At 57.9% G+C, this 25,277-nt stretch carries 19 protein-coding genes, 1 tRNA gene and 1 pseudogene; 8 read left to right on the top strand and 13 right to left on the bottom strand.

Annotated features, from left to right (window positions below; all coding sequences use genetic code 11):
• Positions 1-64: 64 nt before the first annotated feature.
• Positions 65-1,222: a UDP-galactopyranose mutase gene (gene glf / locus QD336_RS21190; RefSeq protein ID WP_269347430.1), complete on the top strand. Its 1,158-nt coding sequence runs from the start codon at positions 65-67 to the stop codon at positions 1,220-1,222.
• Between the two features lie 24 nt (positions 1,223-1,246).
• Here glf and QD336_RS21185 read toward each other — a convergent pair whose 3' ends face one another.
• On the bottom strand, positions 1,247-2,878 hold the full coding sequence (locus QD336_RS21185) for an EAL domain-containing protein (RefSeq protein ID WP_269347432.1): 1,632 nt from the start codon (positions 2,876-2,878) through the stop codon (positions 1,247-1,249).
• Positions 2,879-3,248: 370 nt separating this feature from the next.
• On the opposite strand from QD336_RS21185, the gene QD336_RS21180 reads away from it, so the two are divergent.
• A complete protein-coding gene (locus QD336_RS21180) occupies positions 3,249-4,328 on the top strand; it encodes a DUF7256 domain-containing protein (protein WP_499172076.1) in 1,080 nt (359 codons plus the stop codon).
• 305 nt (positions 4,329-4,633) lie between these two features.
• Here the strand turns inward: QD336_RS21180 and QD336_RS21175 are convergent, their stop codons facing one another.
• Entirely contained in the window at positions 4,634-5,275 is a 642-nt protein-coding gene (locus QD336_RS21175) for a hypothetical protein (RefSeq protein ID WP_499172075.1), read from the bottom strand.
• 278 nt (positions 5,276-5,553) lie between these two features.
• On the opposite strand from QD336_RS21175, the gene QD336_RS21170 reads away from it, so the two are divergent.
• Together QD336_RS21170 and QD336_RS21165 are read left to right on the top strand one after the other, a co-directional pair.
• Positions 5,554-6,987 (top strand): sensor histidine kinase, encoded by a 1,434-nt coding sequence (locus tag QD336_RS21170; protein WP_499172074.1) that lies wholly within the window; start codon positions 5,554-5,556, stop codon positions 6,985-6,987.
• On the top strand, positions 6,984-7,625 hold the full coding sequence (locus tag QD336_RS21165) for a response regulator (protein ID WP_499172073.1): 642 nt from the start codon (positions 6,984-6,986) through the stop codon (positions 7,623-7,625). Before QD336_RS21170 ends, QD336_RS21165 begins: the two co-directional genes overlap by 4 nt.
• Here the strand turns inward: QD336_RS21165 and QD336_RS21160 are convergent.
• Complete coding sequence (locus QD336_RS21160) at positions 7,622-8,152, bottom strand: hypothetical protein (protein WP_499172072.1); 531 nt, start codon at positions 8,150-8,152, stop codon at positions 7,622-7,624. The genes QD336_RS21165 and QD336_RS21160 overlap by 4 nt on opposite strands.
• 461 nt (positions 8,153-8,613) lie before the next feature.
• On the opposite strand from QD336_RS21160, the gene QD336_RS21155 reads away from it, so the two are divergent.
• On the top strand, positions 8,614-10,635 hold the full coding sequence (locus QD336_RS21155) for an aq_1923 C-terminal domain (protein WP_499172071.1): 2,022 nt from the start codon (positions 8,614-8,616) through the stop codon (positions 10,633-10,635).
• An 80-nt stretch (positions 10,636-10,715) separates the two neighbouring features.
• On the opposite strand, the gene QD336_RS21150 is transcribed toward QD336_RS21155, so the two are convergent.
• Complete coding sequence (locus tag QD336_RS21150) at positions 10,716-11,174, bottom strand: Lrp/AsnC family transcriptional regulator (RefSeq protein ID WP_269347445.1); 459 nt, start codon at positions 11,172-11,174, stop codon at positions 10,716-10,718.
• 123 nt (positions 11,175-11,297) lie between these two features.
• Here QD336_RS21150 and QD336_RS21145 point away from each other — a divergent pair, with 123 nt between their 5' ends.
• Positions 11,298-12,581, top strand: a complete 1,284-nt coding sequence (locus QD336_RS21145) for a cystathionine gamma-synthase family protein (RefSeq protein WP_269347447.1) — start codon at positions 11,298-11,300, stop codon at positions 12,579-12,581.
• A 246-nt stretch (positions 12,582-12,827) separates the two neighbouring features.
• Here QD336_RS21145 and QD336_RS21140 read toward each other — a convergent pair whose 3' ends face one another.
• The 7 genes from QD336_RS21140 to QD336_RS21110 all read right to left on the bottom strand — a co-directional run bounded on the left by QD336_RS21140 (position 12,828) and on the right by QD336_RS21110 (position 20,904).
• Positions 12,828-13,565 (bottom strand): ABC transporter ATP-binding protein, encoded by a 738-nt coding sequence (locus QD336_RS21140; RefSeq protein WP_499172070.1) that lies wholly within the window; start codon positions 13,563-13,565, stop codon positions 12,828-12,830.
• On the bottom strand, positions 13,565-14,371 hold the full coding sequence (locus QD336_RS21135) for an ABC transporter permease (RefSeq protein WP_499172150.1): 807 nt from the start codon (positions 14,369-14,371) through the stop codon (positions 13,565-13,567). Before QD336_RS21135 ends, QD336_RS21140 begins: the two co-directional genes overlap by 1 nt.
• Before the next feature lie 47 nt (positions 14,372-14,418).
• On the bottom strand, positions 14,419-15,387 hold the full coding sequence (locus QD336_RS21130) for an aliphatic sulfonate ABC transporter substrate-binding protein (RefSeq protein WP_499172069.1): 969 nt from the start codon (positions 15,385-15,387) through the stop codon (positions 14,419-14,421).
• Positions 15,388-15,715: 328 nt separating this feature from the next.
• Positions 15,716-16,969 (bottom strand): acyl-CoA dehydrogenase family protein, encoded by a 1,254-nt coding sequence (locus QD336_RS21125; protein ID WP_499172068.1) that lies wholly within the window; start codon positions 16,967-16,969, stop codon positions 15,716-15,718.
• A gap of 46 nt (positions 16,970-17,015) precedes the next feature.
• Positions 17,016-18,107 (bottom strand): rhodanese-like domain-containing protein, encoded by a 1,092-nt coding sequence (locus QD336_RS21120; RefSeq protein WP_499172067.1) that lies wholly within the window; start codon positions 18,105-18,107, stop codon positions 17,016-17,018.
• A gap of 38 nt (positions 18,108-18,145) precedes the next feature.
• Complete coding sequence (locus QD336_RS21115) at positions 18,146-19,753, bottom strand: ABC transporter substrate-binding protein (protein ID WP_499172066.1); 1,608 nt, start codon at positions 19,751-19,753, stop codon at positions 18,146-18,148.
• A 299-nt stretch (positions 19,754-20,052) separates the two neighbouring features.
• Positions 20,053-20,904, bottom strand: a complete 852-nt coding sequence (locus QD336_RS21110) for a LysR family transcriptional regulator (protein WP_499172065.1) — start codon at positions 20,902-20,904, stop codon at positions 20,053-20,055.
• 90 nt (positions 20,905-20,994) lie between these two features.
• Here QD336_RS21110 and QD336_RS21105 point away from each other — a divergent pair, with 90 nt between their 5' ends.
• Entirely contained in the window at positions 20,995-22,242 is a 1,248-nt protein-coding gene (locus tag QD336_RS21105; protein ID WP_499172064.1) for an MFS transporter, read from the top strand.
• Positions 22,243-22,322: 80 nt separating this feature from the next.
• Here QD336_RS21105 and QD336_RS21100 read toward each other — a convergent pair whose 3' ends face one another.
• Positions 22,323-22,649 carry a LysR substrate-binding domain-containing protein gene (locus tag QD336_RS21100; RefSeq protein ID WP_499172063.1) on the bottom strand — a complete coding sequence of 109 codons (327 nt, stop codon included), beginning with the start codon at positions 22,647-22,649 and terminating at the stop codon, positions 22,323-22,325.
• A gap of 501 nt (positions 22,650-23,150) precedes the next feature.
• Here QD336_RS21100 and ggt point away from each other — a divergent pair.
• Positions 23,151-24,906, top strand: a pseudogene (ggt, locus tag QD336_RS21095) (gamma-glutamyltransferase).
• Between the two features lie 242 nt (positions 24,907-25,148).
• On the opposite strand, the gene QD336_RS21090 reads toward ggt, so the two are convergent.
• Positions 25,149-25,225: transfer RNA gene (locus QD336_RS21090), tRNA-Met, on the bottom strand.
• Positions 25,226-25,277: the final 52 nt, after the last annotated feature.

Here is a 25,277-nt window from a genome sequence, read left to right as displayed (position 1 = left end):
CACAGCAGCTTTCAATGTAAGGCTTACCGCCCATGGGGCGAAGTATGAACAGGATTGGTTCTCAATGAGCGCGGACGAAAGAATTGTCATTGTGGGCGCCGGGCTTTCCGGCGCGGTCATTGGGCGGGAACTGGCACTTGCGGGCCATATGATCGATATCCTCGATGTCCGCGATCACATTGCCGGCAATTGTCACACCGAGCGTGACGGTGAGACCGGCGTTATGGTCCATGTTTACGGTCCCCACATCTTCCACACCGACGACAAGGAGGTCTGGGACTATGTGAACAGCTTCCAGACTTTCATGCCCTACAAAAACCGCGTTAAAACGACCAGCAACGAGCGCGTCTATTCTCTGCCGGTCAATCTTCACACAATAAACCAGTTTTTCGGCAGGAACTTCCGGCCCGATGAAGCACGGGCATTCATCGAGGAAAAGGCCAACAAGTCGATTACCGACCCGCAGACCTTCGAGGAGCAGGCGCTGCGTTTCGTCGGCCGGGAACTCTATGAAGCCTTTTTCAAGGGATATACCGAGAAGCAATGGGGCTGCTCGCCGACAGACCTTCCGGCCTCCATTCTGAAACGCCTGCCCGTGCGCTTCAATTACGACGACAATTACTTCTTCCACAAATATCAGGGCATGCCGGAAACCGGCTATACGGACATGGTCGAACGCATCCTCGATCATCCGAACATAACGGTCAAACTCGGCACACAATTCCGTCGCGCCGAAGCACCGACGTCCAAACACGTCTTCTATTCCGGCCCGCTCGATGGTTATTTCGACTTCGAATTCGGCCGCCTGGCCTACCGGACGCTCGACTTCGAACGTTTCACCTATGACGGCGACTACCAGGGCTGTGCGGTGATGAATTATGGCGATGTTTCGGTGCCCTATACCCGCATCACCGAGCACAAGCATTTTTCGCCGTGGGAGGAGCAGGCCGGCTCCGTCTGCTACCGGGAGTTCTCCCGTGCCTGCGGCCCGCAGGATATTCCTTATTATCCCGTTCGATTGGTCCGGGACAAGGAACAGCTTGCCGACTATGTAGCGCGTGCCGAGCGGGAAGCATCGGTGACCTTTGTCGGGCGGCTTGGGACGTATCGTTATCTCGACATGGATGCGACAATCCGAGAGGCGCTCGATACCGCCCGCCTCTATCTCGCCAGACGATCCGAGGGCGGCTCCATGCCGGCATTTCTGCATTCGCCCGCCTGAGACGGACCGGTCGTTCCCGGCCGGCTATTCATTATTGGGAGGCGCGGCCGACACCGTCGGCTTGGCGGATGTGACCTGGATGACTTCGGGAGCGGAGCCATGTTTCGCCTTGTTATGCCGGTGAAAGGCGATGAATTCCTCGGCCGGCAGCGGCCTGGAGAACAGCCAGCCCTGACCAAAATCCACGCCATGTTTCCGCAGATAGTCCGCCTGTTCCTCCACCTCGATACCTTCCGCGACGGAAAACAGTCCAAGCTCACGCGCCATTTCGATAATGTGCAGTGTAACGGTGCTGGTCGCCGTATTCCTGCCGATCGTATCAACGAAGGACTTGTCGATCTTCAGGGCATCCAGCGGAAGGCCCTGAAGATATTGAAGGCTGGAATAGCCGGTTCCGAAATCGTCGATTGCCACCGAATGCCCCGCCTTGCGCGCCCTGTCCAGCGTCACGCGCGCCGCATCGATGTCGATAAAACCACGCTCCGTCGCTTCGAGCCATATCTGCTCCTTGCGGATATTCGCGCGGGCGAGACGCTGATCGATAAAGTCCAGGATCCGGCCTGATTTGACATCTTCGGCACAGAGATTGATGGCGATATGGGAACTGCGATCCCGGGCGAGCATGAGGCCAAGATCTGCAATAACGGCTTCGACGACCTGATCGGTAATAGGCTCAATCAGCCCTGTTTCTTCCGCAAGGGGAATGAAAAGATCCGGCCTCACCAGGCTGCCGTCCGGTCGCCGCCAGCGCACGAGCGCCTCCGCGCCAACGCAGATATTGGTCTTCAGCTCGATAATCGGTTGATAATGGACGATGAATTCGCGGTTTCGAACTGCTATCTCCAGCTCCGTTTGCGGTGACAGTCGCTTGCGCGACATCCAGATGACAACACCGACGATAAAGAGCGCGATGAATGCGCCGATCGGCAAAAGGATCGTCAACTCCTGTACCAGCTTCGTTCGCATCACCCCTCGCGGCTCAAGAACCACCGCCGTCAGCCCGTCTTCCTTCACCACGGAATAAAGCCATGCGTCGGTGGTGCCTCGGCCTTCCTGTGTCGGAAGCGTGGCGAGAGCCCCCGCATCCGGCAGGTTCTGCGTGCTGATGACCTGCCCCTTGTCGTTGAGGATCGCGAGAGATATGCCGTCCCGCAGCACGATATCAACAAAACGGGAGGGCGCGACGAGCGCATTGTACTGGCCGAGATGCAGGCTCGTCATCCGATCACCGCGGCTGATGCCCGGCTGGATACGCAACGTCACTTCGAGCCCGTCAGCCGTGACGTAGTCGACACGGGATTTGGCTATATTGCCCGTGGCGCGGCCCCAGGACGTACATTTGATGAAGCCGTTTTCGAAATAGCCGATCTCTTCGATCGAGGGAACGTTGACCGTCACCTTCCGCATTTGCGCGATATGCTGATCCGAACACGCGGGAAGGTGTGCGGCCTCGATGGCTTCCAAAGCACCCCGCGCTTCCCTGAAAGTATTGCCGGCGCGCACGAGCGATCTTTCAGCGACGAGATCCAGAATGAAAAGTTCTTTTTGAATGGCGACACGCCAGGACGCCCAGGCCATGGCGGCAATGGGCAGTGCGGCCCCGATTACGGCCAGAAAAACCCCCACGGCTATTACACGCCAGCGTCGTGCCTGCATTGTCACTCTCCAAACGGTAGTCCGGATATAAGTGCCGTATTCTCCTTAATTTTTGCTATGCTGCGACAATGTGAGGGGCCCGACGACCCGGACCGGCCGATCGGTCGAAACTGTATCCTTTTCAACGCTCGCGGTCGCTTCCGCCGAGATCTCGTTCTCTTCGCATTCCGGCCGCATCTTGGGCACCGGAGCCTCTGGTCCCAACCACTCTCATCGGGGCTGCGGTCTTGGTGAGCGCGGGCGATGCTCCCAATGGGTGGCCGCGGCCTGTGCACGATGACCGCCTGCGATTGCAGTTTCGGTGTCCCGTCTCATATAAAGTCTCTAGGTTCCAGGCGACGGAAACCTAGTTTGGCTTGAGGAGTAGCTTATGCGCAAGCGAGAATTCTTGGTGGGAGTGACGTCGCTGGCGATATCTCTAGGGCTGGGGGGCAAATGCATGGCAGCATCAAATCATCCGGCTGATGCAGCGGCGCTGGCAGCGTTACGACCAGGGATGCCGGTCGCAGCAGTGGAGAAAGCCATGGGCTCGAATTGGCGTGCTCCTGCCCCGCATAAAGGTGGCGTGATCGATATTTTGCAAAACACCTATGGTGTCGTTGTTCGTATCGATCGCAAGGGACTTATCGGACGGATCGACTTCAACTCCCGCTTCAAGCAAACCATCGCCGGTGTTCCGATGAGGATAGAACTCGCCGAGCTTCGCAGCATCGTACCGGACATGCAGATTGGCGAGGAAAGCAAGCTTCGCAGGAACACCCGCTTCGGCACGATGCGCCTGGCGGAAGGTGAGCTGACCGCCCGCATTAGCTATGACAAGGTTTCCGAGATCACCATATCGAATCCCGATGCCGAATATGCTGAGCCAACCGCGCCGCCTTATCCCGCCGCAAGCGGTGCCCCCGGTGCACCGTTCTCAGACCCTAACCTGAAACTGGCTGTCATGTCGGCGCTTTTACGCTTCAAGATGCTTGATCTCGGCACTCCCGAGCAACTTGCCACTCACGTTCTGGGGCGACCGGTTGATCTGGAGCAGGATGGCTATGAGTTGATCCCGCAAGCGCTGGATTATCTTGTTCGTTATCCACTGACCGATGAGCAGCTTGCGGCCGTTGACTGGGTTCAGTTCGATGGCGGCGAGGAAATCTACCCATATGCCTGGTACTTCTGGGGTGGCGAAGAAGGCGTTTTCGATATCCGTGATACATCGGATATTCATCTGTGCGTTAATCTGAGGGGCATCTCGGTGATTTCGATGATCGATCATTTCGATCTTCGCACGCTGGTTCCACTGCGAAAACTCGAGTGGGTGAGCATCAACGTTCCATCGGAAAACCTCGATGCATTGCTGGATATGCCATCACTCAAGAAAGCGGGCCGCTTCAAGGTGAACAATACGGCGAATGAGGTTCTCGATAAGCTGGAGCAACGGGGCGTGCAGGTGAACTGACGATAGGCGAACGTAAAACAGCACTTAAACTGCCGCGTGGGCTCGACTGCGCCGCTGCGCACCACAGGTGGTCGCTCAGATGATATCGCCGGATCGGGCCCCCCGCGGGCGGGCGGGTGGCACGACCCGGCGATAAAGCCAGTAGTTACACCGGCAAGGCAGTGGCGTTGATTGACGCCAAACTCGCAAACGACAACCGCGGAAAATTCGGCCGTCACAAGTGTTCAGTGATTGGAACGCTTCCGCCAGAACGCCGCTGCAGCTGCAGCGCGCTCAACGTTGACGCAGCGTTCTCGACTGGTGCCTCAGTTCTGGGTTTCTTTTTCCAGGGCCTCACGCACTTCCGCGATCTTTCCCGTGTCTGTACCCGCACCAAGAATGCTCTTTGCTTCGGCAAGCTCCTGGCTGGTCACAGGCCTGTTTGCCAGTTGTTGCAGCGCCGAACGCAGGGCACTGTCGCTTAACGCGGGATCCGTCGGCACGGCCGTTGTCCCGTATTGAATTTCAAACTCCGCATACGCCCTCACATAGGCTGCAAGCGCTGCCATCTTGGGATCATTGGAATTCAAATAGGCATGAAAATTTCTCTTCATCGAATTGATGCTGCCAGTGCCGAGTTTTGCGCTGTGCGTCTTCGATTTTTCATTCTGCGCTTTGGAATGTTTTTCCGACGAATGCGATTTCAGCGACGATGAAGGACCATGTTTCGTGGACGAATTTGATGAATCCTTGCCTTGGCTGGCGCCGGATTTTCCTTCACCATGCCCGCCACCGTTGCCACCGCCATTACCACCACCGCCACCATTGCCACCGCCGTTGCCGCCGCCATTCCCGCCACCGTCCTTGGCGAAAGCGGAATGTACGAAGTCAAATGCACTTCCTCCCACGGGGGCAATGGCCAACACGAGACCAAGGCTCGCAGTACCGACGACCGAGCGGATTTTCATGTGCAGTTCCTTTACAGATTGGCCGTCGCCTCAGGTGACAGCAGAATGTCCAGCAAATCGCTGCGCACTACAATATTGCCGAAATTCCAGGTTTCCACTCCGCTCGGACCTATGCCTTGGCCATTTGGACCATAGTCTGATTGATCGCGGTCATTGGTCTCTTGGTTTGGCAGAGGGAGTAACGGGATCATCTTCAAGCCGCAGGCCACACCATCGGGCAACAGTTGACAGCGGAATTCGCTGGGATAGCTATAGGGGTCAGGAGATCGGTTCTGATAATGCCAGTTCTGCGAACAAGCCGTAAATACAAGGTGTCTCCGGCAAGTCCGGTCGCACGCTGGAATTCTCAGTCCCTTGCGAAGCAGTTCCTGCTCGCGGGTGGCCTTGTTGCGATCTGTGCGATGGTCGTCGTGGGTTTCATCGTCACCAGCCTGATCGAAAATGCCGTGACGCGTAACTCCGCGGCAACGACGGCGCTTTATGTCGACAGCGTCATCGCCCCTCTTCTGCCCGACATGCAAACGACCCAGGTTCTGGACGACTCGGTAACGCGGGCCCTAGATGAGACGCTCGGCCAGGGTGCACTGGGAAAGCGCCTGTTTTCATTTCGGCTTTGGCGCAACGATGGAACAATCCTCTATTCCAGCGACAAGGCCCTTTCCGGCAAACAATTTCCGCTTTCAGACGATCTGAGAACAGCGTTTTCCGGCCGCATGGCCGCAAATTTCAATCGGATCGACAATCCTGAAAGCGAGGCCGAACGCAACAGCGGACAGCCACTCCTGGAAATCTACAACCCCGTTCTGCAACCCTGGTCCGGCAAGGTCGTCGCTGTTTCCGAGTTCTACGAAATCGCCAACGACTTTGAGTGGAGCCTCAATCAGGCCCGCCTGCTGAGCTGGCTCGTGGTTGCTGCATTTACGATGATCTTTTTCACCCTTTTGTCGATCATTGTGCTGCGCGGAAGCCGCACCATTGACAGCCAGCGCAAGGCACTCAATGACCGTATCGGTGAATTGTCGGCCCTGCTAAGGCAGAATGAGGCGTTGCGTGCACGCGTTCAAAGAGCGACGCAACGAGCAGCCTCGCTCAACGAAAGCTATTTGCGGCGCATCGGTGCCGACCTGCATGACGGCCCCGCACAGTTGATCGCTTATGCCTCTTTGCGTCTCGACAGTCAGACGCTCACCGATCCCAACACTCCAGCCCCGGAACGTGAGACATCGTTGATGACCATCAAGGGCAGCCTCGATGAGGCCATGACGGAAATCCGTGGCATTTGCAGCGGATTGATGCTGCCGCACATTGAGACGGATAACCTTGCGGCCCTGCTGAAACGCGCGATCCTCGCGCATGAGCAGCGCACGGGTGTCACCGTCGCCCTCTCCCTGGACAACATACCCGCGCACCTTTCCACCTCCGCAAAGATATGCGTTTATCGTTTTGTCCAGGAGGCACTCAACAACGGTTATCGTCATGCCGGCGGCATCGGGCAAAAGGTTGCGCAAACCTCGGAAGGCGGGCTGATTATCGTCGAAGTCATCGATGAAGGACAAGGTTTCGATATGAGCGATGTTGGCCCGCAAAAGCTCGGCCTTGCCGGCCTGAGGGACCGCGTCGAAAGCCTTGGCGGCACCTTTCACCTTTTCTCATCCGATCACGGAACCACCGTGCGAATGTCGCTGAATATCGAGGAAATGGAGCAGGCATGACAGCTTCAATCAGCCTGGCAGTCGTGGACGATCACCCCCTCTTCAGGGAAGGCGTCATCCGAAGCCTGACCGAAATGGATGGATTTAACATCGTTGGCGAAGGCAGCAGCAAGGAAGACGCGCTGCGCATAGCAACAGAACATCGCCCGGATGTCTTGCTGCTCGATATTTCGATGCCTGGAGGCGGGCTGGAAGCCATTTCGCCCATACTCGACCGGATACCCGGCCAGAAGATCGTGATGTTGACGGTCTCCGAGGCAAGCGACGACGTCATGGCGGCTCTCAGGAATGGCGCCAAGGGCTACGTCCTGAAAGGCGTTGGCTCACGGGCACTTGCCGATATTATCCGAAGCGTCGCGGCAGGCGATAGCTATGTTGCCCCGACCCTGTCCGCGCGTCTGATTTCGGAAAGCGGATCGGGCAACCGGGTCAATCCCTTTACCGCACTGACGGATCGGGAACGGGAAGTGCTGGAACTGGCATCTGCCGGATTGAGCAACAAGCATATCGGTCTGAAACTGGACCTGCATGAAAAGACGATCAAACATCATATGACGCAGATCTTCACCAAGCTCGAGGTGAGCAACAGAACGGAAGCTGCAATGGCGTTTCGCGACGAGCTTGAAAGGCGCCGTTAGTGGAGAAATGACCTAAGCCGCCGCTCGTCCGCGACGGTTGCATCACGGTTGACAATCGTACGGCCCTTTGAATCCTTCATCACGTATCGACCGCGCTGAACACGTTCGCTTATGCCATCCTTATGGCGAACGGTAAGCGTGCCTTTTCCTTCATCTGTCGCTTCATCGGTGTCGGCCTGGCTTTGCGTTGCACTTTTGGTGCCCGACGCTGAGCCATTATTGTTTTCCTTGCCGCTTGAACTGCTGTTCCCGTTGCCGCCACTGTTGCCATTGCCGCTTCCGTTCCCGCTCGCACCTCCATTGCCGCCGCCCCCGTTTCCATTGCCTCCACTACCTCCATTGCCTCCGCCACCACCATTACCGCCGCCATTGCCGCCGCCATTACCATTGTCATTCCGGGCTTCGGCTGTTTGCTCGACAAATGCCGCCGAAATACCGTGAATCTTTATCGTATAGGGGAGAGCCGTGCCGAACAGGGTCAACAGCAGGCATGGGAAGATAACGATCAGCTTGCGGCGCAATAACACATCTGGCTCCTGGGGTACCGATTGGATCCGGCGACGGACAGCGAGCAAAAACCGGTCGGCAAAGTTTTAAACTGCTTACAAGTCGTCGCGACGACGCGAGTGGTCAAGCCCCAATCTAAGGTGAAAGCCCTCTTTGGACTTCAGCAATCGCCTAAGAGACTTTTGCACGTGAATAACATTAGACCAAAGTCGGAGACCAGACGGACGGAAGCCCGATTATTCGTGTGCCCTTTTGGAAAGCAATGAAGGCCACAATGTCCTGATCAGTTGACGATCTTCGTTACCGGGGGTGGCATCTACTCTTCGCCGTCCTTTGGAGCGGCTTTGTCGGTCAGGATCCCCTGAACCGTCCAATTCAATGGCGACAGGTTCTTCGACTTTGGAACCGGGCGCACTTGCGAAGCAACTTTTGCGTGCTTAAAAGGCGTACAGTCTCAATTCGCGTCACAGAGGACGAATCCGTGGAACAGACAAATACCCAGACCGGCAAGGGCCGGCGCAAGGCTCTATGGGCGGCGGTTGCGATCATTGCTGTTGCTGCAGCCGGTGTCGTGGGAGGCAAAAGCTTCTACCAGGCCAAGGTCAGCGAACTCGTTGCCCGCAGTGGTGCCACGGCCGGCTCCGTGGAAGTCGATTTTCTCGGGAAAATCCATGTTCGCGATCTGACATTGCCGCTTGAAGAGGGCAAAAACATCAAGATTGCGGCCATTGACGGACGTCCAAAATTGCCATTCCTGGACGGCGCGCTGGACATGAATGACATCAAATTCGATATGCCCACCGGGAAAATCTCGATGGCGCATGCACGCGTCGAAAATGCCGCCTTTGAAAAGCCCGCGGCAGCGGCAGCCGATGGCAACGCCAATTCTCTGGCAAAGCGCATCGAGCGCTTCGCAGCATCGCGCATCTCTACGCCGGAACTGACCCTTACACAGTCCATCACGACCAGCGAGCAGAAGACCGTTTACAAGAACGTGGCGTTCTCTGATATCGCCGGCGGCCGGATCGCCCGTTATTCCATCGACAATGCCAACTTCGACATCCAGATGGACCTGCCGGACAATAGCGGCGCGATGGAAAAGAAGCATATGGTCGTGTCGACGGGCGCCGTCGCCGGTCAGGATATCGACGTCGCTTATCTCGCCCGGCTTTATACCGACAAAGCCGGTCCGGAAGACAAGGATGCAAAACCTCTCTACGGTCCGCTGTCCGTCCGCACGGTTTCGTTCTCGGAAGGTGATGGCCATTTCAGCTACGACGAAATCCGCAGCGACGGCTTTACCGCCCGCATGCCGGCCGAGCCGCTTCTTGAAACCTTGAAAGCCCTTACCGCGGACAATAAGCCTGAGGAGCTGTCCCCAGAGCAACGCCAGGCCTATTTCAAGAAGGTCATCTCCATTCTCGACATCGTCGGCAAGAGCAACATGCAGCTGCTCGGGTTCAAGATGGACGCCCCTGACGAAAGCGAGGCCGAGGCCGGCAAGAGGGTCAAGGCCACCATCGATCGTATCGACATGCAGATGGACGGCCGCAAGCTCGATTTCGGTCTGAATGGCATGTCGGTCGGGAATGGCGACGACACGATCAAATTCGATGAGGCAAGCCTCAAGGGTTTTGACTGGAGTTCGACGATCGACGCAATTTCCCAGCTCGCCGGGCTCGATGATACGGAGATCGAGACCTTCCCGTTCAACCGTCTGATACCGGAGCTGGGTACGTTCCGTGTTGGCGGCATCAATGTCGATGTGGCCGCACCTGAAAAGTCGGACGAAGAAACGGACGAGGAAACGAAAGGCACGCCTGAGCGCATCAAGTTCTCGCTCAAGAACTTCGAGATGGGACTGACGAAGCCCTTCAACGGCATCCCGACCGATATCAAAATCCGGCAGGACGATCTTTCCCTCCCTATCCCGGCAGACTCGTCGGAGGAGGTTTTTGTTGAAGCCCGCAAATTGGGTATCGAGACGCTCGCCCTGTCCTATGGCCTCTCCGCGGGCTGGGACGAACCGAACAGCAACCTGGTGATCCGGGAAATCTCCTTCAGCGGCAAGGATATTGGCAGCGTCAATTTCTCCGGTCTGGCGAGCGGGTTTACGGAAGAGTTCTTCTCCTTCGACATCAATCGGGCCCAGGCTGCGGTCTTCGGGCTGGCCGGTCGCGAGGTGAAACTCACGATCAAGGACGAAGGTTTGATGGCCAAGGCGATCAAGCTCTACGCCCTGCAAAATGATATGACCGAAGATCAGGTGCGCGGCGCTCTGACCTTGGTGGCCAGTGTAGGGTTGCAACAGATCGCAGCTGAACAGCCGAAACTCAAGGATGCGGTGGAGGCACTCGTCCGCTTCATCAGCGCTCCGGGAACCCTGACGGTAACGGTCCGATCCACAAGCGCAAATGGTCTCGGTCTTTTTGATCTGGTCGCAGCGTCCGATAACCCGATGCTTCTACTCGACAAGGTCGATATTCAGGCAACAGCTGAATAAGCGGTCCCATCACGCTTCCAGGCCGGCACAAGCGCGCGTTTTCGAGCTTGTGCCGGCCTGGAACGCGGCTTCTGCAAAACTCAGATGCGCCGCGCCTTGATTGTGTTCATGACGAAGCTGGTCTCGATCGTGTCGACACATTTCAGCTTCGCGATCTTCTCCTTGATGAAACGCTCATAATCTTCCAGCCCGCCGCACATGACCTTGAGCATGTAATCTTTCGAACCCGTGACGAGGTGACATTCGAGAACTTCGTCCCAGTCCAGAACGGCCGCCTCGAACATGCGGATTTCGTCATCATGCTGGCGGCTGAGGCGGACGGAGGCGAGGGCGGTCATGGTCCACCCCTCTATTACCGGATCGATGATCGCTGAATAGCCTTTGATCGCTCCCATCTCCTCCAGTCGCCGAAGCCGTCGCAGACACGCCGATGCCGACAGCCCGACCCGCTCGGCAAGTTCGTTGTTCGTGATCCTTGCATCGGCAGACAACTCCCGGAGGATTCGCCTGTCGATCGAATCTGCAATTTTCTGCGACATAAATCAGCATTCTCCGCAATATATTGCGTCATCAGACATGTCTGCGCTTTAGAATGCAAGGTATTTTGATCTGATTGCATGTAACCTGCAGACAGTTCAACACCAGCTGAGGGATCATCGGAAATGACTGCACCGCATCCGTCAAAAACCCATATCGGCAACCACGCTCTGCATCCTGAAACCCAGATGCTCAATTACGGCTACGATCCGGAATTGTCGGAAGGCGCCGTGAAGCCCCCGGTGTTCCTGACATCGACCTTCGTCTTCAAGTCTGCGGAAGACGGCCGAGACTTCTTCGACTACGTCTCCGGGCGCAAGGAGCCACCCGCGGGCAAGGGGGCAGGCCTCGTCTATTCGCGTTTCAACCATCCGAACAGCGAGATCGTCGAGGATCGTCTTGCCGTTTACGAACGTGCGGAGAGTTGCGCACTTTTCTCTTCCGGCATGTCCGCCATTTCGACAACGCTTTTCGCCTTCGCCCGGCCGGGTGACACCGTGCTCCATTCCCAACCTTTATACGGCGGCACGGAGACGCTGCTGGCGAAGACATTCCATAATTTCGGCGTTTCGGCCGTGGGTTTCGCCGACGGTGTCAGCGAGACCTCGGTGGCGGCCGCCGCAGAGGAGGCAATGGCGAAAGGCAGGGTGTCCGTCATCCTCATCGAGACCCCCGCCAACCCGACAAACAGCGTCGTCGACATCGCGATGATCAGCCGGATCGCCGACGTGATCGGCCAAAAACAGGGGCACCGGCCGATCATCGCCTGCGACAACACACTTCTCGGCCCGGTGTTTCAACGGCCCATCGAACACGGTGCCGACATCTCGCTCTATTCACTGACAAAATATGTTGGCGGGCACTCCGACCTCATTGCCGGGGCAGCGCTTGGTCGGAAGGATATCATGAAGCAGGTGAAGGCGCTGCGTGGAGCGATCGGCACGCAGCTCGATCCGCACTCGTGCTGGATGCTCGGGCGCTCCCTTGAGACGCTGCAAATCCGGATGGAGCGGGCAAACAGCAACGCCAGCATCGTGGCTGAATTCCTGAAGGCGCATCCCAAGGTCGAGAAAATCCATTACCTGCCGTTCAACGATCCGGCATCCCCGGTCGGCAAGGTGTTTGCCGCTCAATGCTCCGGCGCCGGGTCAACCTTCTCGTTCGACATAGCGGGCGGACAGGCCGCGTCTTTCAAATTCCTCAATGCCCTGAAGATATTCAAGCTCGCGGTAAGCCTTGGCGGCACGGAATCTCTCGCCTCCCACCCCGCAACCATGACGCATTCGGGTGTTCCCGCCGATGTTCGCCAGCGCATTGGCGTGCTTGATTCCACGATCCGGCTGTCAATCGGCATCGAGCACCCCGACGATCTCATCGCCGACCTGACCCTCTCGCTGGACGTCTCCTGACGAAGAGGAAAACGCCGATTGCCATAATAGCCTCAGACAGACCGTTCAGCTATTGTGCGGTCTCCACTACCTTGGGGAACCTCGCGACGCCTGGGACAAACCCCGTCGCTCGTATTACCAAGAATACCAACCGGTGACCCGAAAACGAACCCAAACCGCTACAATCCCGACGTCGAATGTTCTCCGCTCTCAAGGAGCCTGCCAGTCAAGATCAAGCAGGCAGCGAATTTCCGGCATTTTACCATCTCACGCACTCGCGAGTGAGGAGCCGAGAAGAGCCCTGGCCTCACGACGGTAGTGATCGACACCATCATCGTCCCGGTCGCGTCGGCCCGGCAGATCGACAGTGATTTCCTCAACGATGTGCCCTGGCCAAGGCTTCATCACGACGATCCGGTGCGCCAGCAAGACGGCCTCATCAATATCATGGGTAACGAGGATAATCGTCGGGCGGCTTTCTTCCCATATGTCCAGAATATGGTTTTGCAGGGCGGCCCGTGTCAGCGCATCGAGCGCCGAGAACGGTTCATCGAGAAGCAGGACTTCGGGCTGGGTCACCAATGCCCGGGCAATCGCGACACGCTGCGCCTGCCCACCGGAAAGCTCCTTGGGCAACCGGTCTTCGTATCCTTCGAGATGGACTTGCCCGAGAGCGAGACGAATTCGTCGATCCCGCTCGGGAGCCGGCAGATCGGCCAGGCCGAACGCAATATTGTCCCGGACCGTCAGCCAGGGCAGCAAGCGCGGTTCCTGAAATATCAGGTTGATCAGCGGATGCGGCCCTGTGACAGTTTCGCCATTGATTGCCACCGTTCCACGGCTCGGCCGTTCAAGTCCGCTGATCAGCCGTAAAAGCGTACTCTTGCCGCAGCCGGAACCGCCGATCACCACGAGGATTTCGCCGCGCGGCACGTCGAGCGTGAAGCCGCCAAGCGCCTGAACACCGTTGCCATAGGTCTTGGAAAGTCCGTTGAGCGACAGCATCACGCCCCCTCCCGCTTGAAATTGTCCTGCCAGGCGACAAGTGGCGATGTCAGCAACACGAGCAACCCATCGGACAGTTTGCCGATGATGGCGAAGATGATGATCGACGCCACGATCTGATCGGGCTTGCCGAGCTGCTGGCCATCAACCAACAAATACCCCAGGCCTTCGGAAGCGCCCATGAATTCGGCGGCAACCACGAACATCCAGCCAAGCCCAAGGCCCGAGCGCAACGAAACGATGAAGGATGGCAGGACCGCAGGAAACAGGATGCGGCGCACCAGATCAAAGCCGGACAGCCTGAAAATCCGGCCGACCTCGACGATCTTGCGATCGACGGAGAGAAGTGCCGTCGAGACGCCGAGATAGACGGGAAAAAACACGCCGGTCGCAATGAGGACGACCTTCGATGTTTCAAAAATGCCGAACCACAGGATGAACAGCGGAACCCAGGCGATCGACGGGATGGCACGCAGGGCCTGCAGCGTCGGATCGATCAGGCGTCGGGCAATACCAAAAAAGCCGGTTATGCTGCCGAGTAGGGCACCCGCCAGCGATCCCGCGACAAAACCGAACAGCACTCGCAGGCAGGTCGCGCCGACATGTTGATAGAGATCGCCCGCCTGCGCCAGCTGCCATAGCGTGGCGATGATCCGCGAAGGCGGCGGGACAAGGCGTCCCGTCGCCAATCCTGAGGAAACAGCCAGCTCCCAGATCAGAAAACCGCCGGCAGGCAGGAGTATGGCGAGCAGGGCGCGTGCGAGAACCGGTGGCCATACCTTCGTCGCACGGCTCTCTCCTTGAATTTCACCCTGCTCCGCCAGAATGTCGGTTGTGGTCACGTTCCGCACCGTTATTGAACGAGAGCTTCGCTGAAGCTTGGATCGATAAGCTTGTCAGTCTCGGCCGCGATATCGGCTCCGGCTGGCAGGACCCCCGCCTGCTGTAAGGCAAGTCCCGCTTTCAGGATGGTGTCGCGCTGTTCCGAGCCGATGCGGGAATATTGCAGATCGGTGCGCTCCAGCTGCTTGGCGATGACTGCGTCGGGCAGCTTGGCTGCTTCGATCAGGGCGGCCTTCAGTGCCGCCGGATCGGCAATCGCACGCTTGCGCGCCTGTTCATAGACACCCAGCACCCGCTTCACGATATCGGGGTGTTGGCCGGCGAAGGTTTCAGTGGTGTTCAGCACACCCCAGCTATTGTTCTCGGGCTTGCGATAGAACAGCTTTGCACCATCCTCCACTTCGGCGGCGGCCATCAGCGGATCGAGACCGGCCCAGGCATCGACGTCGCCGCGGGTCAGCGCAAGGCGGCCATCGGCATGCTGGAGCAGAACGAACTTCACATCACCATCCTTCAGTCCGGCATCGGCCAGCGCCCGGACGAGAAAGATGTGCGGGTCGGTGCCGCGGGTGACAGCAACCGACTTGCCTTTTAGGTCCGCAACGCTGGTAATCCCGGAATCCCTGCCAGTTACGAGGGCAGTCCATTCCGGACGCGAATAGACATAGACCGACTTGATGGGATTGCCGTTGACACGCGCGATCAGCGCGGCGGCGCCGGCCGTGGAACCGAAATCGATTGAACCGGCATTGAGAAATTCAAGTGCCTTGTTCGAGCCGGCCGATTGCACCCACCTTATGGCGATACCGTCCTTTTCGAATTCCTTTTCCAAAAGCCCCTCCTTCTTGAGAAGAAGGCCGACCGGATTGTAGGTCGCCCAGTCGATGCGAATTTCCGACAGATCGGCCGCCGTCGCCGGCGCCAGTCCCAGACCGATGAAGGCGGCAACCGCCGCAAGCCTCGCAATGATAGATCGCATGAATGAGCCCTCTCCGGCACGAATTGATAATCGTCGGAGCCTAGGCACTTGATCGCGTCAGGATAAGGAAAGATGTTCCATAGTATTGTTTATATATGGAATTTATCAGCTTAAATGAACCACGAGGTGACCCAAAATTTTGGCGCATACTCTTCTGGCAGCCGCCCGATACCAGGCAACCGAAATGAGCCCTTGCCATCGCCCACGCGCCTGAAGCTCCGGCAGGACAATATCGATGAATGTCTCACAGCTTTCCGACACCACTGTCCGGGTCAGGTTGAACCCGTCGATCCCGCTCTCCTCCACCCATCTGATCAGCCCGGTTTGATCATGCTCCGGCCTGCTCCTTCTCCGTCCGCGAGACTATCCCCACCCCTCCATGCGGCGTTGGTGAGATGCCGTTCACGGCGAAATCTCCCACGATACGATCGTGATAGATGCGGGGATTGTGCGAGGTGATGGTGCGGGCGTTTCGCCAATGGCGATCAAGACCATGGCTGCGTTTTGCCGCTGAGGCGCCAAGCGCGTCGAAGAGGACCGTGGATGCATCGAGGATCAGATTGCTGACCACCGTAACCGACTGGCTGACCTCAAGGTCTGCATTGCGATTTGCCAGCGCAATGCGTTTCACATCGCCTGAAAGATTGGCTTCATAGGCAACCTGTAACGCTTCCGCCGCCTTTAGCACGATGACACCGGCGCTATAGGCCGCTCCCCTCACTCGCCCCACGACCTGCAGCACCTGTGGATCTTCGGCAAAACGCGAGGCGTTGCTGCGCTGATAGACCCGCTTGCGCTCCGCCACATGGCGGGCGATTTCCGAGGCGGCCGCACGACCAATGCCGGCAAGCGAGGCCAGATGGACAAGCTGGAAAAAGCCGCCCGAATAGCTGAAGCGAAGGGCGCTGGGTTTGATGAGATCTTCGGAAATCGCCACATCGGTAAAACGTGCCGTACCGCTGGCCGTCAATGTCTGTCCAAAACCGTCCCAGTCATCGAGAATCTCGACGCCTTCGGCCTTCGTGGGAACAAGCGCGCCAATCGGCGCGCCATCACCATCCACGGCGCCCAGCGTGATCCAGTCCGCGTAAAGCGAGCCGGTTGTATAATATTTCTCGCCGTTCAGCCGCCAGCCGCTGCCATCGCGCGTGAGTTGGGTGGAATAGGTTCCAAGCCGGGCATCTCCGATTTCGGAAAACCCACTGCCGATGGTTTCTCCCTGCCCGATCCGCGTCAGCCATGCATCCCGCCATGGCGAAGGTTCTGCGTTAAGCAGATCCTCCGTGAACCCCAGATGGCTGCGGTAAGCATTGGTGAGATTGGGATCCGCTTCCGCCAGTTCGATGACCAGGCCGAAAAGTTCAGGCAGTGTCAGGCCGAGGCCTCCAAATTTTTCCGGCAGGCGCAGCCTGGAAAAGCCGACCTTTTTCAAAACATCATAGTCATTGAAACGAAGCTCGCGGCCAAGATCATGTTGTATGGCGTCTCTGCCGATATCGGAAAAAATCCCCCGAAATCTTTCAGCTATCGTGTCGAAGCGTTTGCTGGGCGCGGAACCCCAGGCCTGGCTGGCATTGGTCATTACAAATCCCTGTCTGTAGAGCGGTCTGGCGAAATTCGAGCCGCGCTTATGCCGCGGCGGCTTCGACACCCTGTTCGAAATCATGCAGATGAACAGCGATTTCAAAACCCCGCCGTTTCAGCCAATGCGCCACGACCCGGGCGCGGGCGCCCAGCAGGTCATCCACGAGAATGATCCGGGCGCCGCGCACGGCAACCGTGCGATAGGCGACACCGAGAAGCTGCCCGCCCTCCGAAGAAATGGAACCGTCAAGATGCGAAGCCGCGAATTCTTCCGGCGTTCTCACATCAAGAAAATAGGTCGTTCGCGCCTTGTCCCGCAGCCATGTTTCGGCCGTCGGGCGGTCGATGAACAGCAGATCGTCGTCACGGGAGAATGTTTCGAGCCGCGCCTTCGCAATGTCCTTGGCATCGTCACTGGCGGGCGGAAATGTCCGTGAACGCCCCGTTTCCAGTTCAAACCCGTCATCCGTCCAGCCGCGCGTCCCCTCGTGCAGATAGCTGACATCGTTTTCGACACCGGCATCGATCAATGTCTGCGCGCCCAGAATTGCGCGGGGCAGACCCGCGCAGGAAACGACGACCCTCGTTTTGGGTGACGGCACGACATCGGCGAAACGCAGCAGAAGTTCTGCACCCGGCACGCCGATGGCGCCCGGCACGTGTGCCTTTTCATATTCTGCGATTGTGCGGGTATCGATGACGACGACATCCTCGCCGGCACCCTTCCAGGCCTTCAGTTCCCGCGCGAAAACGACCGGCGTACCCTTTTCCTGCCGCACCTTCTGGACGAAAGGAACGCCGGGAATATCGAATGTCGGCAGGTTATCGACGCCGCCTTCGATCCATGCCGGAATTCCACCAAGCAGAAAATGAATGTCGCTCCAGCCGTTTGCGGCAAGCCGCCCCGCCGCCTGTTGTGCGCTTCCTTTTCCATCGTCCACCAGAACGGTCCGTACGACAGGGCGCGGGATGAAGCGGTCTATTTCCGCCTCCAGCCGTTCTACCGGAAGATTGGTCGCAAATAGCGGCGATGCATATCCCACCTCTTCACTAGGACGGATATCGAGAACGGCAAGCTCCCTGCCATCTCCCAGCCATTCGATGAAACGATCCTTGGTTAGCGCCTGCACAGACATCGCATTTCCTCCTGAAAGATTGGTTTTTACGTGAAGGTTCAGGCCGTCGGGTCAAGCCAGAGATCGCCGAAACTCCAGTTGAGCCCCTGCGCGCCGGTGACGTAATTCCTGACCCGTTTGTGCGCCACGATCTGGCTGCCCGCCGCCACAAGATCGACCGAGGCGACTTCGTCATGGATAAGTCGCTGGAACCTGCTCCAGATCACCCAGCGTTTCTTCGGATCGGACTCGATGGCCGCCGCTTCCAGAAGCGCATCCGCCTCCGGATTGGCGTAGTTGGCCGCGTTGGAGAAAGGCAGCCCGATCTTGAAATTCTTGCTCCAATAGGCGCGCTGGATGCCGAGCGACGGATCGAAGGTGTTGGAAAGGGATTCCACCACCAGATCGAAGGCGCGGTCCGTATAAACCGTCTTCAGATAGGTCGGCAGATCGTATTTCCGGATTTCGACCGCGATGCCGATCTTTTCAAGCTGGCTGCGAAGAACATCGGCATAGCCGGGCGTCAGATAGGAATTATAGGTCAACCGCACTGGAAAACGCTTGCCGCCATCCTCGCGCGGATATCCCGCCGCATCGAGCAGCCTTTCCGCTTCCTTCGGGTCATAGGCATGGGCCTTCACCGACGCGTCATACCAGTTCGGCAGGGCCGTGCTGACGGGACTTGGCGATATCTGCGCATAACCGAAGAGCGCCACATTGACGATTTCATCGAGATTGATCGCCTTTGCAACGGCGAGGCGGACATCTTTCTTGCGGAAGATCTCGTTATCGTAATTGAAAAACAACTGCTGCTGTGGCCCCGCATAGGCATAGGTGTTGGTGTCCAGAACGAGATCGGGGTTCTGCTTCAGCCGCTCGAGATCCGCCAGCGGAACCGGATTGTCGCCGATATCCACCTCCCCCGTTTCCAGAGCCACCGCCCGCGCGGCGGGATCGGTGATAATGCGCAGGATGATGCGGTCGAGATAGGGTTTGCCCGCATCCCAGTAATCGGGATTTCTTTCGAAGATCAGGTGGCTACCCGGCGTCCATTCCGTCAGTTTGAAGGGACCGGTGCCGATCGCGGTCTGCAGCGTCTGGCCATCGGCGGGCTTCAGTTTTTCGAAAATATGCTTCGGTACGATCGGCGATTCCGAACTTGATTGCGCGGCGATCAGGAACGGCGCCGGCTTGGACAGAACGATGATGGCAGTCAGCGGATCCGGCGTTTCCACCGCCTCGACGTTCTGATAGGTGATGCGGCCGCGTGGATGGGCTTCCTTCAGCCGGAAAATTGAAAACGCGACATCTTCCGACGTGAAATCCCGGCCGTCGTGCCATTTCACATTCGGGCGGAGCTTGAACGTATAGCGCAGATTGTCATCAGAGACGGACCACTGCGTGGCCAGCAAGGGCTGTGGATTGAGGTCGAAATCGAATGTCAGAAGACCTTCCACGATCTTCGGGCCGATCGCCTGCCCCGTTCCTGAGGATGTGTTGATGGCGAAAAGCGCGTTGCCGGGATCGACACGATAGAGCAGCTTGAGAGTGCCCCCGGAGACGGGGCGGCTCGCCTCGCCATTCACTGCGAATACCGAACCCGGCAGGGCCGTTCCTGCCGTTGCCAGAAGAAGCATCTTGTTGAACTGGCGGCGTCCTATCATCATGAAAATCCCCGTTTGAAACAGCGTTTCGATGACAAAAGCATCGGGGCAAAGCGACGCGTCGCTAAGAAGAAAATTCTTCTCGACCTACAAAGGAAACATTTCTTGCAGAATTTTATTTCAAAACGTATGCACCAAGGCACCAAAATTTGTGCTGAATTATTGGGTTGCCTTGGATCCCCGTTGCGTTTCTTCGCGACATGGGGAGATAAAAGGAAATTTCGACAACATGCCTTTCGAACGTTCTATGGAAATGTTGTTCCCTTGAAAAATCGCGAATGAGCAAGACATTGCTCACCGCTTCAGGATGGACGGAATGCCCCCGTGATCCGTCGCAGCACGGCGTTCGCATGATCGCCGGTAATCGTGGAGATCATCACGACATCCAGTTTCGGAAGTTCCGGCAGCGCGCGGCTCCTGACCTGCAGCACACCAGCGGGCGCCGCGCTTTGCGCCAGAAGCGCAACGCCGATTCCAGCCTCCGCAGCGGCTCCCACCGCCGTTGCGCCGGTGCCGACAAACACTTCTCGCCAGGCTATGTCCGCGCTGTCCAGCGCCCGAAGGGCCATGGCTCGCAAATTACAGGGTTCCGGTTGCAACACCAGCGGCACCGGAACATCTGAAGCCAGATCGAAATCCGAGCTGCAGTACCAGCCGAAGCTCTCCTGAAACAGAGCCTCTCCATCCCGGCGGATATCATCGTGCCGCAGCACAACGATCGCATCGAGTTCTCCGGCATCATAAAGGTCAAGCAGGGTTCTTGTGCCGGCGGTGCGAAGATGAAGCGTAACGCTCGTTTCACGCTCGCTGACAACCCGAAGTATCCGAGGCAGGTCGGCGCCGATCAGATGATGCGTGACACCGATCGCCAGACGCGTCGGCTCCTGACCGAAGACATCAAGCGCGCGACGGCCGGCGGCGACATAAGCGCGCGCGGGTTCCAGAAACCGTTCGCCCGCAGCGGTCAACCGCACACGGCGCGGCGTCCGTTCGACCAGGCGATGTCCCAGCATGTCTTCGAGCCGGCGCAACCGCAGGGATATGGCCGCCTGCGTCGTATTCATCACGCCCGCGACCCGTGTGAACGACTGAAATTCGGCAACAAGAAGAAAGGCCTCGACGGCCTCAGGATCCAATGAGCGCATGGCGCTCATAACAAACTGTTATCGCTGAAACTTGCAAGCCCCTAATTCTGTCATCTCTTCAAGGCGGCTATTGCACGATACTCTTGATAGGAGTTTTTCGTGTCGTCACAGATTTCCTCGCCCCTGCCCACCCTCGCGCCTACCGTTGATTCCCGCATATGGGCAGTGCTTGCCGTGGCGGTCGCAACACAAACCACAGGCTCATTCGTATCGCAGGGCATTTACATTCTCGTGCCTTTCTGGCGGGAAGCATTCGGCGTTTCTCTCGCATCCGCATCCCTTGCTGTCACCGTCATGAATGGTGTCCAGATCGCGACGATGTTTATGCTCGGCCGCGCCATCGATATTCATGGCGAGCGTCGTATTGTCGGCATTGCCATGCTCGGCATGGCGATCGCCATGGCCTGCGCGGCAACATTCGCAAACAGTCTGCCCGCGCTGCTTGTTTGCATCGCGTTTCTGGGCGGCACCTATGCGGCTGTCCAACCGGGCGGCACACGGGCGATCATGCGCTGGTTTCCACCCACCAAACGCGGAATCGCCACAGGGTTTCGGCAGGCCGCGGTTCCCTTCGGAACGATGATCGCGGCCGCTCTCCTGCCGTTCATGGCGGTCCGCTACGGGTGGCATGCCGCGGCCTGGCTCTGCGCCGGTGTTTCCCTCACGGGCGGTGCACTTTTCTGGGGGCTGTATCGCGAGGGAGGCGATGTGGCAGCGAAAACCGAGCGTCCGCTCCCCCTCGTAGAACTCGTCCGCATCGTCGGGCAGGATCGCAGCTTCTGGCCCGTATTGCGGCTTGGCATTGCCATGTCGGCGTTTCAATTCACCCTTACCGCACACATCATCGGCTTCATGGCCGACGGATTGGGGCTTGGCCTCTTTGTCGCCTCTTCAATGTTTGCCGGAACACAGCTTGCGGGCATTCCCGGCCGCATTCTTCTGCCCTGGCTCAGCGATCGCTTCCGGCCCGGTCTTCGCGGTCAATCGTTTGGGCTGGTATCCATCATTGCTGCCTGCGCCGCGGCACTCCTTGTGCTTCTCCCCATCGGCACCCCGCTGCCGGTAATCCTCCTCGTGCTTGTCATATTGGGGATATTCGGGATCGGCTGGTTTCCGCTTTATCTTCTACAGATCGCCGAGAGCGCACCAAAGGTCTCGATAGCCTCGACAATCGCCTTCGCATCCACGATCTGTTTGGCTGTCATGGCACTTGGCCCCTACCTGTTCGGGCTCCTGGTCGATCATTTCGGTTATGGGGCAGCATGGTCGGCCCTGATCGCGCCAGTGGTTGTAACGGCGCTGCCTCTGGCCACGCCGCCGCGCCTTGCCACACAACGGAAAATGTGAGTGCTCCCAATTCGACAGCAAATTAAATTGCATGCTTTCGACGAGAAACGACTTGGACGCTGCCCGCCTGTCTTTTTAAGTCACGAAACATGCTTTCTCGTCTGCCGGATCAACCAGTCGCGAAAGAGAATGATATTTGCATTGTGCGATTTCCGTTCGGGGTAAACAGCAAAATAGGAGTCGTCCGACCGAGTGGGATCGCCAAATGGCATATGAAGCAGGCCCTCCTCCAGTTCCCGCTCAATATAGAAAGTGGGGATAACGGCGATGCCGATGCCGTGGACCGCAGCATTGATAATCATCTCATGACGAGAGAAGCGCGAACCCTGAATCCTACCACTGTAAGATAGCCCGGCGAGCCTCAGCCAGTTCAACCAGAGACTTGGCCGCCCCGAATTTTGCAACATGGGATAGTTTGAAAATCGAGCGGCGCTCGTTTTTCACCCAGCGGGATGAGACCTGGAGACGCCACAACGGCAAGAGTTTCCGGAAAGAGTTCGATGGAGCGAGCATGCAACCATATCCCCGCTCCTCTTAAAATGGTTATGTCGAGGCGCGTCGTCTCGACGTCCGTGGCTGACGCCACCGGCATATTTCAAGCGGTATTTCCGGATGTGCATTTATGAAGGTCGAAAGGCGCTCGGGAAGCCAGCGCGATGCCAAAGTTGGGTGCGTGCCGATCATCAATGAACTATCGACTGTTCGCCCCCTTACGGCGTCGATGGAAATTTCCTGAAGCCTATCAAGGGACAAAGCGACGTCCCGATAATAGTTTGCCAAGCCGGGCCTTTACCGGAGCAAAGAGAGTGCGGAAAATCACCCGCCTGAGTCATTGGGGGTTGACCTTCCGGCCCGGTTGGATGCTCTTTTCACATTAACGGGTTATCCCTCTCTGGAGGATAAGGCTAATGAAAATGAGATTTCTCGGTGAGGCTGTTCTCGCCGTATTGCTTTCCCGCAATTGCCTCCGCCCAGCAGGCCTCTGATACGGTTGCACCGGAGAAAGCGGCGGGTGTTGCGACTGCGAGACGTGTCGAGGCAAAGGGCTTCATGGTCGCGGCAGCCAATCCGCTGGCGGCCGAGGCGGGACGCGAGGTGATCGCCGCGGGCGGTAACGCTATCGATGCGATGGTGGCGGTGCAGACCGTGCTGGGCCTCGTTGAACCGCAGAGTTCTGGTCTCGGCGGCGGTGCCTTCCTCGTCTATTACCACGCCAAAAGCGGCAAGCTGACGACGTTGGACGGCCGGGAGACGGCGCCGATGGAGGCCACGCCCAAGCTCTTTCTGGATGACAAAGGTCAGCCGCTTAAATTCATGGACGCAGTAGTCGGCGGCCGCTCCGTTGGCACACCGGGAACGGTGCGACTTCTGGAGGAAGCCCATAAACGCTATGGAAAGGCGGAATGGGCAAGCCTGCTGAAACCGGCGGAAAAGCTGGCGACCGAGGGTTTCAAATTGTCGCCGCGTCTTGCCTCCCTCATCGCGTCCGAGGGCGACCGGCTGAAGAAATATCCAGAGGCCCGTTCCTATTTCTTTGACCCCTCCGGGGCGGCCCTGCAGACAGGTACCCTGTTGAAGAACCCGGCCTACGCCGAGACGCTTGCGGTGCTCGCCAAAGGCGGCGCAGACGCCTTTTACAAGGGGAGAATTGCCGAGGCGATCGTCAAGACTGTGCGCGAGGCAGCCGACAATCCCGGCGTGCTGTCGCTTTCCGATCTTTCCAACTATCGCGTTATCGAGCGCGGGCCGGTCTGCTTTATCTACCGTGCTTTTGACGTTTGCGGCATGGGACCGCCATCGTCAGGCGGCATCGCTGTCGGCCAGATGCTCGGCATGGCGGAGAATTTTAATCTCAGGTCCCTGGGGCCGAATAATGTCGAAAGCTGGCGCATTATCGGCGATGCGCAGCGTCTCGCCTTCGCCGACCGCGAACGTTACGTCGCTGACACCGGTTTCGTGCCGCTACCAGCCAAGGGCCTGCTGGACAAGACCTATCTAAGCGAGAGGGCAAGGCTGCTCGACGGTGACAAGGCCTTGGCCAAAGACGCCGTCAAGGCCGGCGAACCGGAATGGGACCACGCTCTGCTTTTCGGCCGGGATGCCGCGCTCGAGTTACCCTCCACAAGCCATTTTGTCATTGTCGACAAGGAAGGCAACGTGGTCTCGATGACGACGACGATCGAAAATGGCTTCGGCTCGCGTCTGATGACGAATGGCTTCCTGCTCAATAACGAGTTGACGGACTTTTCCTTCAAGACCCATGACGGTGGCCTGCCGATCGCCAACCGCGTCGAGCCCGGCAAACGGCCGCGCTCCTCCATGGCCCCGACGATCGTGATGAAGGATGGAAGACCGCTGCTCGCCATTGGTTCACCCGGCGGCAGCCAGATCATTGGTTATGTGGCACAGGCACTGATCGCCTACATTGACTGGGGCATGCCGGTTGAGGCGATCGTCGCCCAACCGCATCTCATCAACCGGTTCGGCACTTACGATATCGAGGCCGGTACCAGCGCGGAAAATCTGGCCGGGCCGCTGAAGGCGCTGGGTTACGAGGTGAAACCGGGTGAGATGAATTCCGGTTTGCATGCCATCGAGATGACCGCGCAAGGTCTGGCCGGCAGCGCCGATCCACGACGCGAGGGAGCAGTTATAGGGGAGTGAACGCCCCACCTGTGGAAAGGTGCGGGGAATGGTCCATTCTCAGACATCAATCGCAGATTACCGGGTAGACTTTCAGAGGCGCTGTTAAACAACACTGCCTGCGACGATAGTCACCGCCTCACCATCTTGTCCGTTTTCGGATTTATGGCAATGCCGCGGGTGGAATTTGAGAGGATTGTTTTGCCGATAATGCCCGAACGCAAAAACCCCGCTGTTTTAAGAGCGGGGTTTTAGATAGAATTTGGTTGCGGGGGCAGGATTTGAACCTGCGGCCTTCAGGTTATGAGCCTGACGAGCTACCGGGCTGCTCCACCCCGCGTTGATAGTTTTATTATAGCATAAAGGCCGCAGTAGCGGCCTTTTGATTGGGG

Source organism: Rhizobium sp. BR 250 (assembly GCF_047445855.1).
Taxonomy (GTDB): Bacteria; Pseudomonadota; Alphaproteobacteria; order Rhizobiales; family Rhizobiaceae; genus Agrobacterium; species Agrobacterium tumefaciens_I.
Note: the sequence above shows the minus strand (reverse complement) of the source record. Positions and strands in the feature narration are given on the sequence as shown.